At 44.4% G+C, this 12,150-nt stretch carries 7 protein-coding genes; all 7 read left to right on the top strand.

Translation table 11 applies throughout. The annotated features are described in order from the left end of the window. Positions 1-64: 64 nt before the first annotated feature. Complete coding sequence (locus ACXHJ2_RS12065; RefSeq protein ID WP_165079911.1) at positions 65-1,441, top strand: MFS transporter; 1,377 nt, start codon at positions 65-67, stop codon at positions 1,439-1,441. A gap of 85 nt (positions 1,442-1,526) precedes the next feature. After that, positions 1,527-2,096, top strand: a complete 570-nt coding sequence (locus ACXHJ2_RS12060; protein WP_025679145.1) for a hypothetical protein — start codon at positions 1,527-1,529, stop codon at positions 2,094-2,096. A 69-nt stretch (positions 2,097-2,165) separates the two neighbouring features. After that, on the top strand, positions 2,166-2,315 hold the full coding sequence (gene rpmG / locus ACXHJ2_RS12055; RefSeq protein WP_013370941.1) for a 50S ribosomal protein L33: 150 nt from the start codon (positions 2,166-2,168) through the stop codon (positions 2,313-2,315). Between the two features lie 203 nt (positions 2,316-2,518). Further along, positions 2,519-2,647 carry a hypothetical protein gene (locus tag ACXHJ2_RS12050; protein WP_274597478.1) on the top strand — a complete coding sequence of 43 codons (129 nt, stop codon included), beginning with the start codon at positions 2,519-2,521 and terminating at the stop codon, positions 2,645-2,647. A gap of 177 nt (positions 2,648-2,824) precedes the next feature. Further along, on the top strand, positions 2,825-3,070 hold the full coding sequence (locus ACXHJ2_RS12045) for a type B 50S ribosomal protein L31 (protein WP_013310118.1): 246 nt from the start codon (positions 2,825-2,827) through the stop codon (positions 3,068-3,070). 609 nt (positions 3,071-3,679) lie between these two features. Further along, a complete protein-coding gene (locus ACXHJ2_RS12040) occupies positions 3,680-7,150 on the top strand; it encodes an Ig-like domain-containing protein (RefSeq protein ID WP_165079910.1) in 3,471 nt (1,156 codons plus the stop codon). A gap of 26 nt (positions 7,151-7,176) precedes the next feature. Continuing rightward, positions 7,177-11,748 carry an S-layer homology domain-containing protein gene (locus ACXHJ2_RS12035; protein WP_165079909.1) on the top strand — a complete coding sequence of 1,524 codons (4,572 nt, stop codon included), beginning with the start codon at positions 7,177-7,179 and terminating at the stop codon, positions 11,746-11,748. Positions 11,749-12,150: the final 402 nt, after the last annotated feature.

Raw genomic sequence — 12,150 nt, 5'->3', positions numbered from 1 at the left:
TGAGGAATCTATGAGCTATAAAATGTCACCTAGATAAGATGTTTACAGGAGAGGGAGAAACCAAATGATAAAAGAACAAACTTATCCCAATGCGGATAAGCTTATGCGTGTTTTGGCCTTCACACTTGTTTTTTCAGTGATGAACGCTTTTATGTTTAATGTTGTTATGCCTGTGATTCGGGAGGAATTTCATATTAGTGCCTCCGATGTAAGCTGGCTACTAACGGGTTATATGATCGTGTATGCAGTTGGCTCGGTGACCTACGGCAAGCTTGCAGATAAGTATCGTCTCAAAGATTTGCTGACATTTGGGATTATATTTTTTGCACTAGGTTCGCTTATTGGACTGTTGGCCAGTCAATTTTGGATGTTAATTGTAGCCCGTTTGCTTCAGGCCACGGGGGCTGCTGTTATTCCGGCAACCGCTATGATTGTTCCCGTTCGCTATTTCTCAGCTGAAAAAAGAGGGCGAGCTTTGGGCGTCACAGCAATCGGCTTAGCATTAGGTACTGCGCTGGCTCCCATTATTTCCGGTTTGATTACAGGCTTTGCGAGCTGGCGTTTTTTGTTCGTCATTTCCATGCTGCCACTGATCGCTTTGCCATTCTTTCGCAAATACCTGGACGATCAGCGAGGAAAGGATCAGAAGTTCGATTTTCTTGGCGGATTATTGCTGGGTGGAACAGTGGCCTGCTTATTGCTTTCCATTTCACAAGCCAATATGATGTTTTTTCTGATCGGTGTGGTTTTATTTGGACTGTTTATATGGCGCATTCATACTGCCCACGATCCGTTCATCCAGCCGAAGCTGTTCCGTAACAAGCAATATTCATATGGGCTTCTTATCGCTTTTTTAGGGACGGGGATTAGCTTTGGATTGCCGTACTTGGCACCACAGTTTTTGAATAGTCTCAACCAGCTTACACCAGCTACGATTGGACTGATTATGTTTCCCGCTGCTATTGCGTCAGCTCTATTAGGAAAAAAAGGGGGGCGTTTGGCCGATAGCAAAGGAAATTCAGTTCTAGTTTATACAGCCGTATCGCTATTGTTTATCTGCTTTATCAGCTTGTCTACATTTGTAGGTGCATCTCCGTATCTGATTTTGTTTTTGCTTATTTTCGGAAATGTAGGTCAGACCTTTATGCAGATTGCCATGTCCAACACGATTTCTCGTACTTTGTCGAAAGATCAGATTGGTGTTGGAATGGGGCTGTTATCTTTGTTGAATTTCATTGCCGGAGCGATTACAACAAGTATTTTGGGCAAAACGTTAGATAGTTCGTCGTCCTTTCATTTGAATCCGGTTGTATCTAATATCCAGGTGTTCAATTTCAGCAATATATTTACGGTGCTTGCGCTGATTGCGCTTGTGACGATGGGGCTTTACGCATTGCAGTTCCGGCGGGGTCCGCGCGGTAATACACCTGCTGTCGAATAAGGATAAACATTTTATGTAAGCTCATGCCATAACAAGGGTATAATATAGAAGGAGAAATTTTCTATGGAAGGACGGAGTGCCCAGCATGACAAGAAACCTTCAATATGTACCCTATGGTTATGAACCGCCAATCGAAACGCACAAAGGGACTATGGTCTACTATGATACGTTTGAGCAGACTACAGCTAGTGAGCTGGAGCTTTTTGCCGAAACGGGGGCTGCACTGTCTTTTACAAAGCTGGTGCTGTATCCGCTACATGAAGAAACGGTCAGAAGAATGTGGAAGCAGCCAGTACGCTCGTATTATAAGCGGGTCGACGAGCTGGGAGAGTGGCAGCGAGAGCAGGCTTTGAGTGCTGTTGTGATTGAGAACTGGGAAGGTAAGCGAAAAAAGTATACGCCAATTGAAGCAGCCATTCGTTTTTTGGCGGAAAAGTATGCAACTCCGCTTTTTTTGTATATGAGTCCTGAAACTGCTAATTTGTGCGCTTCCTATGCATCCTTTGGAGAATGGATTAGAAACGTCAGGTTGCTGCTTTCGAGTGAGCCTTTGGAACTTCATCCCAAGCTAGTACAGTACCGTAATCGCTGGAACACAGTAAAAGAAGCAACAAACCGCGACTCTAAGGTTGACAAAGAGGAGCATGAATTATAGAATAGAACTAATCGTAAAAATTACTATTGTAATTGTATACCATGTATTCCAATTGAGGAGGAAGAATAAATGCGCGTTATTGTTACCTTGGCATGCACCGAATCCGGTGATCGCAACTATACAACAACCAAGAACAAAAGAAATCATCCGGAGCGTATTGAAATGAGAAAATACTCTCCGCGTTTGAAAAAGTACACGATTCATCGTGAAACTAGATAATTTGTGGTTTGCTGCATAGCAACCTGAATGATCTCTTCCTGAGCGAAGCCTGTAAGTTTGCAAAAAGCCTGCGTTATGGAACCGGCGAAAACTTGAATTAGTCCAGTGGACAGAGCGTCCAAAGTTAAAGCTAGCACCTAAGAGAACGGCTTCTTTTCATGGTTGTATGATGGATGCTGAGCTACAGTGGCATGCTTTGCCTTTTGAATCGAAAGCACGTGGTCACCGAGTTTTCCTATGCTGATGTCAGCATGCGGGACGAGCCGGAGGACCATTCACAATATGCTTATATAACGATGAAGGCTGACGAAAGATACGGAGCGTTCGTGTAATGGGCGATGCAATATATACGGCATCGTTTGCTTGTCGTTTACGACCTTGAGCACAACCGTTATGATCTGTCGTCTTTTTTTCTGAGACATAACCGTTCCTTTTGCCAACTGATGGAGCATTGAGTCAGTACGTTTGAAGATTGAAACTAAAACTACATGAAAGATTAGGTGAAACAAATGAAAAAAGATATTCATCCAACATTGAACAAAGTTATCTTTTTGGACCCTAGCTGTGGATTCACTTTCCTGAGTGCTTCTACTAAATATTCGCAAGAAACGATGGAATGGGAAGATGGCAACACTTACCCAGTTATCCGTGTAGATACTAGCTCCGCTTCACATCCGTTCTTCACTGGTAAACAAAGAAACGTGGATATTGGTGGACGTGTGGATCGCTTTAACAAAAAATACAACCTTAAGTAAGACTCGTGGAGAGCTATGTTTACGGATTATACCAATAATTCGTAAGCATAGCTTTTTTATTATCTACGATTACTTGATACAGCCAAAGCCCAATAAGAACACGAAAGCAGCAGCTTCTCCGGAACGATCCGTGAAGTTGCTGCTTTTTTATGCTTAATGAAGCTGTAAAATAGTCGACAATGCTAATCTTGGCAAACTGATCATTTTAAAACGTAACTCCATACTTCGCATGAGGCTGTCTTAACTTAAAAATAATCGCAGGTTTCTAGCCTGCGATTATTTTTTTATAGAACAAGTATTATGGTTAAGGGAAGATCCGGATAAATCACTCGCGGAAATGAGTTATTTGAAGAATATAGTTGGGGACTTAGTGCAACCAGCATCAATTATATAAGATTTTGTTCAGAATTGGTTCAGAGCTTTCGTATATATTAATCGAAACGACATAAATCACTTATTTTCGACAAATATATGAATAAAAAAATAATATAAACGCATTATTTATCGATAAATTCAGTGAATAGGCTTTATTAACTTTGAATTAGGTAGAAACATTTCGAAGATTGAATAGGGTCGTTTTACTTAAAAGTAAATTAGGAGGTACAACCATTGAAGGTTTATTCACTTAAGTGGGCAGCCGCTCTTGTTGCTCTTCAGGCGACGTTTGGTACTTCTGCTCACGCTGCAACGCCTGCCAATAATTCGTTTTCAGATATATCCTATGTGACGAATGATAAAATGGTGGCCATCCAAGAAGCTGTACGCCAGGGGCTTTTATCGGGAGATCCTCAAGGAACTTTTCGCCCTGCAGCAACATTAACTCGCCAGGAGCTCGCAGTATTATTGGTCAGAGCTTTAAAATTGGACCCTATTTCAAGTTCTTCTACTTTTAAAGATGTGCAAAGCAAACAATTTGCTGCGCCATATATAGAAGCCGCACAAAAAGCCGGGCTTCTATCCGGGGATGGATTAGGAAACTTCCGTCCGAACGATTCTGTTACGCGTGAAGAGCTGGCAGCTGTGTTTGTTCGTGCAGTCGGAGGGGTTAATGCAGAGGGCGGATCAAGCATTTTGCCTAAAGATCAGTCCTCGGTAAGCCAATGGGCGGCTGGAGCGGTAGATAAGGCACTTCGTTTGGGTTTAATTGACATTCATGACAGCAAGCTCAATCCCACGGGTGAAGTAAAAAGGGAGGATGTTGCTCCTTTCCTGCTGGATATTTTCAAAACTCAAGAGCAGACGGCTACGATTACTAGCGTTGATGGAGACATTGTAACAATTGATAATGTTCCCTATTTAATAGAAGGAAATTTGAAAGAGTTGATCGGAAACTCCAATAAAGATGCGTTAAAGGGAGCTATATTAAAGTTTAATTCGCGCAATCGTAATGTGGACGGGCTACAACAATTGGAGATCGTGCAAAAAGATGTTGTGTTAAACACCGATGGTCTACCGGAAAGCAGCCTGCTTCGAATTTCGGGTGATGGTGTTCAGATTAAAGGGGATACCAAAGGAGTAATTGAGCTTAATAACGGTGTCTCTAATATCCAGCTGAATGGCAACGTAAACCATCTTACTGTGAATTCCGGCAGTGATATTTCTATTAAAGGAACAGGGACAATTGGGGAGCTAAAAGTTGCCAACGCAAACGCTAAAGTGACATTGAACCCGAATTTTAAAGTTGAAACGATTAAGCTACCTAAAGATATTTCTGTTTCACAAGTTATCCAAAATTACAACGAAGTACAAAAGCAGATTGGACAAATTCAGTCCGCTGACGGGACGGTTCAAAAAACGACTACAGTTACATCGAGTAGCGTGACATTTTCATCTGGAGGTGGAACTTCAACAAATTCAGTGACTAACCATGCGCCAGGCGTTACTACCGGGTTTACAGATATTACGTTAAGTACAGCAGATGAGCCTAAAAAGATTAATCTGGCAAATAGCTTTACCGATGTTGACGGAGACACTCTGACTTACACAGCGGAATCTTCGGTCACGAACGTAGCGACGGTATCGGTGAATGGAAGTCAGCTGACTCTCACACCAGTGAGCGCAGGAACAACCAAGATCACGGTTACGGCGAACGACGGCAAGGGCGGGACCATAAATAGCCAGTTCAACGTGACGATCACGCCGGTGATCCCGGAAGCTGTGAACCATGCACCGACGGTGGAAACGTCGATCAGCAATGTAACGGCAGGAGTTGCAGACGGCATCAAGACGGTGAGTCTTGCAGGTGTGTTTGCAGATGAAGACAGCGATGTGCTGACATACACGGCAACCTCGACGAATGCAGGCGTGGCGACAGTAGCGGTAAACGGAAGCGACTTGAAAATTACACCAGTGAACGCGGGTACGACCACGATTACGGTAACGGCAAATGACGGTAAAGGCGGCACGGTGGATACACAGTTCAACGTGACAATCACGCCAGTGATCCCGGAAGTTGTGAACCATGCACCGACGGTGGAAACGTCGATCAGCAATGTGACGACAGGAGCCGCAGACGGCATCAAGACGGTGAGTCTTGCGGGTGTGTTTGCAGATGAAGACAGCGATGTGCTGACATACACGGCAACCTCGACGAATGCAGGCGTGGCGACAGTAGCGGTAAACGGAAGAGACCTGAAAATTACACCAGTGAACGCGGGTACAGCCACGATTACGGTAACGGCAAATGACGGTAAAGGCGGCATGGTGCATACACAGTTCAACGTGACGATCACGCCGGTGATCCCGGAAGCCGTAAACCATGCGCCGACGGTGAACACGTCGATCAGCAATGTGACGACAGGAGCCGCAGACGGCATCAAGACGGTGAGTCTTGCAGGTGTGTTCGCAGATGAAGATAGCGACGCACTGACCTTTACCGCAACCTCGACGGATGCGGGGATAGCGACAGTAGCGGTAAACGGAAGAGACCTGAAAATTACGCCAGTGAACGCGGGTGCGGCCACGATTACGGTAACGGCAGATGACGGCAATGGCGGCACGGTGGATACGCAGTTCAACGTGACGATCACGCCGGTGATCCCGGAAGCTGTGAACCATGCACCGACGGTGGAAACATCGATCAGCAACGTGACGACTGGAGTCGCAGATGGCATCAAGACGGTGAGTCTTGCAGGTGTGTTCGCAGATGAAGATAGCGACGCACTGACCTTTACCGCAACCTCGACGGATGCGGGGATAGCGACAGTATCGGTAAACGGAAGAGACCTGAAAATAACGCCAGTGAACGCAGGTACAGCCACAATTATCGTAACAGCAAATGACGGAAACGGTGGCACGGTGGATACGAATTTCACTCTAACGGTGACTCCTTTGCCTGCGGTTAATCACGCTCCTGTTGTTCAAAACACGATTAATGATATTTCTACAGAAGCAGGTGCTATGGATACAACTGTTGGACTTGCTTCAACTTTTGCAGATGAAGATTTGGATTCACTAACGTATACCGCTGATTCATCGGACCCTGGAGTAGCAACGGTTTCCGTTACAGCTGACCAACTGAGTATTACTCCGCTTGCAGTGGGAAGTGCTATAGTTACAGTCACCGCAGATGATGGGGAGGGGGGAACCGTTCAAACGACCTTCCAAGTCACTGTTGGAGAAAAAAAAGGACTTTTCTTCTCTGAGTTGGCATGGGGGGAGGGCGACCCTATGATGCAGATTATTGAGCTTTATAATGCGGGTTCTGAGGAATTGGATGCTTCGAAAATTAGAATTGAACGCAGTGATAGTGGAAATTCGATCGAAATAAGTCAAAACGCTGGTGCTTCTATTCCAGGTGGAGCTACTTTTGTGATAGGAGATACCATGTATTTTGGTGATGCACATGTAGATTACTTCATGGATATGGGATTTTATAACGACGATTCAGCACCTGTCACTTTATCGCTCTATTACGATAATCAGTTGATTGATACGGCCGTGTTTCAGCCTCATACCACTATAGCTAGACAATCCGATGTTACCCATGGAAATGCAGGCCACTACGAGGCGAGTGAATGGTTTGATGAAGGTATCGATTATACGGATAATATCGGTATCTTTAACAGTGAGGCACCGTAATGAATAAAAAGAATAGAGGGAACATCATGAGTTCTAAGCCCAATAAATGGCTGATTACATTAGCCTTGGCTGCACTTGTTGCTCCAACGGCTTTGCAGACGATTGCATCTGCTGCCAGTGATGCGTCAAACGGAGTAGCTCTGGCGAGCCTGCCTTTTAAAGACATCAATAATATTGCTTCAGAGCAAAAGACAAGCATCCTGCAAGCCATTGAAGCCGGGCTTATGCATGGCGACCCGTCCGGATCCTATCGGCCAACGGATTTGTTGACCCGTCAAGAAATGGCGGTTCTGTTAACTCAAGCTCTTCAACTCTCTATTTCTAAAGCAGCAAGTAGCAGCTTCTCGGATGTAGACTCGAAAAATTGGTCCAGTCCCTATATTGAGGCTGTACATCGTGCAGGACTCATGAATGGAGACGACGGCTCCAAATTCAGGCCCAAAGCGGCAGTAACCAGAGAGGAGGCTGCGGTTCTGCTTATGCGGGCTGCCGGGCTTCCTATTACAGCTAACGCCACGGAGTCTGCTAAACTTACTGATTGGAATCGGGTCAGCCCGTGGGCACGGCCATACGTTAATACGGCTTTACAGTCGGGCTCCATGAAGACGGATCAGTCCGGTTTTAAACCTAAATCGTCCGTTCAGCGTCAAGATATAGCCCAGTATATGATGTCTACCTTTTTCCCCAAGGACCATGTAGTCCAACTCCAAAAAGTAGAGGATGGAAAGGCCTGGATTAACGGGATTGAATATAAACTCTCGGATTCAGTTAAAGGAATCCTGCAAATCTCTAACCAGGAGATTCTTAAGGGAGCAGATATTCAATTTGTAGCATCACAGCGGACCATTGAATCAATCACCAAACTGGTCATCCATGCGAGTGGGCAAGCCCCGATAGGGCAAGCTTCCGAATTCAGTGGCAATCTTGTATTAGATGGTCATAACTCCTCGATTGACGGAGATTTAACTATTGACGGCGACTACATTTCGGTTATGAATTTGAATGTCAAAAATAGTTTTACAGTTACGTCAAGCCTTGAACATGATTTCTATGCCTCTAAATTTACGGTACAAGAAAAAACATATATTCAGGGCGGTGACCAAAACACCGTATTGTTTAACACATCTGAGCTGCAGGATGTCGAGGTATCCAAACAGGATGTCCGCGTAGTCATTCAAGGAAATTCAAGGGTAGATCAAATGACATTGACTTCCAATGCAACGATTGAAAATGATTCATCCTCAATGATACAGCAGTTAAAAGTTCTTACCGGTGCCCAGCAGGTAGAGTTGCAGGGGACTATTCAGCAATTGTCAGTCAACAGTGATCAGCCCGTAGCTCTGACAGGCCAGGCCTCCATTAATACATTGGTGGTGAGCAGTTCCTCCTCGGTCAGTCTGGAGGTAGCTGGAACCATTTCAAATTTACAAGTAAATAACTCTGAAGCAAACATTAGTGTAAGCTCCTCCAGCCAAGTCACGAATACTTCATTTGCAGCAGGTGTGTCCTCTTCGACGGTATCAGGAGTCACTACAACTTCTTCCAGTAGCTCTTCCGGTAGCTCGCGCTCTACGGTTGTGACCAATACAGCACCGAAGTTAGTGACCAAATATGACGATCAAGCCGTAACGGTGGGCGATTCTGAACTTCAAATTGACTTGCTTGGGCATTTTACGGATGAGGAGCAGTCTGAGCTCAAATATACGGCTGTGTCGTCTAGTACAAAAATCAGTACAGTCCGAGTAGAGGGAACCAACCTGTCTATCAAGGCTGTTGGCAAAGGGACTGCGACTATTACGATCGCTGCAGATGACCAGGCCGGGAAAAAAGCGGGCACGAGTTTCAAGGTCCGTGTTAATGAATCTCCTGTTTCATTGGGTATCCCTGATCAAAGCGAACAGCTGGGAAGCGACGATGTGACCTTGTCTTTAGGATCATATTTCACAGATTTTGAAAATGATCCCATGACCTATGAGGTTGTGATCGATGATCCTTCCATTGCCACCTTTACCTTGACGGGTGATCAATTGGTATTAACTCCGGCAGTTGTAGGACATGCCCAAGTTACTGTCAAGGCGTCCGATGGTCGGGGAGGCAGCGCAAACCAGTCGTTTCAATTAGTGGTAAGTGCGGGACCTAATCAAAATCCGGTTGTAAATCAGAAGCCAGGTAACCAAACGCTCACTGTGGGCGATGCGGACTACATCCTGGATTTATCCCCGGTATTCCTTGATCCGGACAGCAAACCAATGACCATTTCGGCAGAATCCTCGGATCCTTCCATTGCGACGGTCTCCGTTAACGGAAATCAAGCCACGGTTCATGCGGTTTCCTCAGGAACAGCAAACATCCAGCTAAAAGCGGCTAATAGCCGTGGAGGCGAGGTTAAAACCAATTTTGATATTACCGTTAATGAACCTCCAGCATCCATGGGAATTCCGGATCAAACGAAACAAATCAATTCAGGTGACATTCAATTATCTTTAAATGACTTCTTTACCGACCATGAGAAGGATTCGTTGTCATACAGCATTGATATTTCCGATTCTTCGGTTGCATCTGCAGTGCTCAATGGGGACACGCTTACCATTACACCGTTAAAGATTGGCAGCACATCAGTATCCGTTAAGGCATCCGATGGCCATGGAGGCAGCACAAGCCGGTCGTTTCAAATGGAAGTAACCGCTGTACCTAACCAAAATCCGGTTATAGATCAGCAGCCGGGTAATCAGACACTGATTTTAGGTAATTCAGATTATACCCTGGATTTATCTTCGGTATTCCACGATCCCGATGGCGACTCTGTGGACGTTTCTGCAGAATCTTCGGATTCGTTAGTCGCTGCTATATCCGTTAACGGAAACATAGCCACAGTCCATGCAGTTTCCCCAGGAACAGCAACGATTACGCTTAAAGCAGAAGATGGCCGTGGGGGCGAAGTCGCTACTAATTTTGATGTTAGCGTCAATGAATCCCCGATTTCCACAGGGATTCCGGATCAGATGAAAGAAATAAATACAGGCGATATTCAATTGTCCTTAAATGATTTCTTTTCCAGTCCTGATAGCGATATTTTAACTTACGATGTTAGTGTTTCTGACTCGACTGTTGTGACGGCTGACGTTTATGGGGATATGCTCACTCTTACACCGCTAACAATCGGTAGCACATTAGTATCGATCAAAGCAACAGATGGCCGTGGAGGGGAAGTAATCGAAACTTTCAAAACCACCGTTACAGCTGGACCTCCACAGAATCAAAATCCAGTAGAAACTAAACCTGCCGACCAGTCGCTTACTGTAGGTGATGCGGTTTACTCACTCGATTTAGATTCCGTTTTTACAGATCCTGATGGAGATACGTTGACCTTTAAGGCAACCTCTTCCGTTCCGTCTGTTGCTTCGGCGGAAATCACTGGAGACCAATTGAAAATTCAGGCACTAAGTGCAGGGGCGACAAGCATAGAAATCAAGGCTACGGATGGTCGCGGAGGGCAAACTTCAACTACCTTCCAGGTCAATGTCCAGTCATCCGGTTCGTCTAACCCATCTTCAAATCAACGCCCTCAAGTAGAAGCTGCCATTTATGAACAAGTGTTGACTGCAGGAGTTACCAATGCAAGAAGCTACGACCTATCCCAATTGTTCAGTGATGCTGACGGGGATGCCCTGACGTTTACTTCTACTGTTGAATCAAGCGGTGTGGCAAATGCAGAGGTTAACGGATCAACGCTGACTCTTACTCCGGGTAATCAGGCAGGAAATACCAAGGTAACGATTACTGCGGATGACGGGCATGGCGGAACAGCCACCTATCATTTTCAGGCAACGAATGCTCCTCTTGCAACGAATGGAATTATTCAAATCCGGACTAAGCAAGGGGTCAAAGATCCGATTACTTATGACATGTCAACAGTGTTCCCAGGTGAAACTTCATTTAAAGTCTATTCGGGTACGGCAGATTCTACCTTTACTGGACCAACCCCTCTTAATGGGACGGTTTGGACGTGGAACGGGGGTGTTTTTCAATACTTCTGGGTAATCGGAGCAAACGGATCTGCTACTGTATTTCAAGTGATCTCAAATCCTCAAGGACCAGAGGAACTATATTTTTCTCAGTATCTATCCTTGGATAAAACCCGTACTGCCATTGAGCTGTTTTACAATCCGGTAGGAGATACTTCTAAGCCTATAGAAAATGCAGGATACTCACTTGAGATTCATCAATACAATTTAGCTACAAATACTCCTAAAGTGTGGAGCCAGCCTATTAATTCGTTTTACAAAGGCATGCCTTATATATATATCGATTCCATCTTTTATGACTTTTTCGATATTATTCCTGCGACATACTATAATGATGAGATAATGTTATTAGAGACAGATAAAAACGTAACGACAAGCTATATCCTGAAAAAGAACGGCGTAACGATCGACGTCTTAGGTGATCCTGACGGCAAAACGCAATTTATGCCGAATAATGGAACCATTATCCGAAAATCGGGGATTAAGGCCGGTTCCTCCTCTTATAACCTTCCAGGAGAGTGGAACACTTATCCAAATGGAACGCTCCAATATTTTAGCCATCATACTCCATAACATTTTGTTGAATTAACGGGAAACCGGCGATTTTATCGCCGGCTTTTTCTTATATTTTTTCAGATTTTAATCCTCTTAATTTGTGGTTCTTTAAAAGGCAGTAGAAGTACATAACCATTATCGGTTTTGGAGTTTATTTTTGATTTTAAATTAAACTTAAAATTTTTTTGATAAAACACTTGCTAAATGATTTCATTATGTGATATATTCTTATTCCGGCCAATTAAACAAGATGTTTGCCGGGTAGCTAATAAGCAGAATGGATTTGAAGGAAGAAGTAGTTTTCGAAAAAAAAGTTATTGCATAATTAGTTCGAATGTGATAAAATATAAAATTTGCTGTTGCGATTGATTTGACAGCAAGAGAAAGTGTTTGATCTTTGAAAACTGAACAACGAGTGAG

The sequence above is a fragment of the Paenibacillus sp. ALE3 genome, from assembly GCF_054113405.1.
Note: the sequence above shows the minus strand (reverse complement) of the source record. Positions and strands in the feature narration are given on the sequence as shown.

Coding starts and splice junctions, on each gene's coding strand:
- ACXHJ2_RS12065 (WP_165079911.1), top strand. CDS start 65: ATGATAAAAGAACAAACTTATCCCAATGCGGATAAGCTTATGCGTGTT.
- ACXHJ2_RS12060 (WP_025679145.1), top strand. CDS start 1,527: ATGACAAGAAACCTTCAATATGTACCCTATGGTTATGAACCGCCAATC.
- rpmG (WP_013370941.1), top strand. CDS start 2,166: ATGCGCGTTATTGTTACCTTGGCATGCACCGAATCCGGTGATCGCAAC.
- ACXHJ2_RS12045 (WP_013310118.1), top strand. CDS start 2,825: ATGAAAAAAGATATTCATCCAACATTGAACAAAGTTATCTTTTTGGAC.
- ACXHJ2_RS12035 (WP_165079909.1), top strand. CDS start 7,177: ATGAGTTCTAAGCCCAATAAATGGCTGATTACATTAGCCTTGGCTGCA.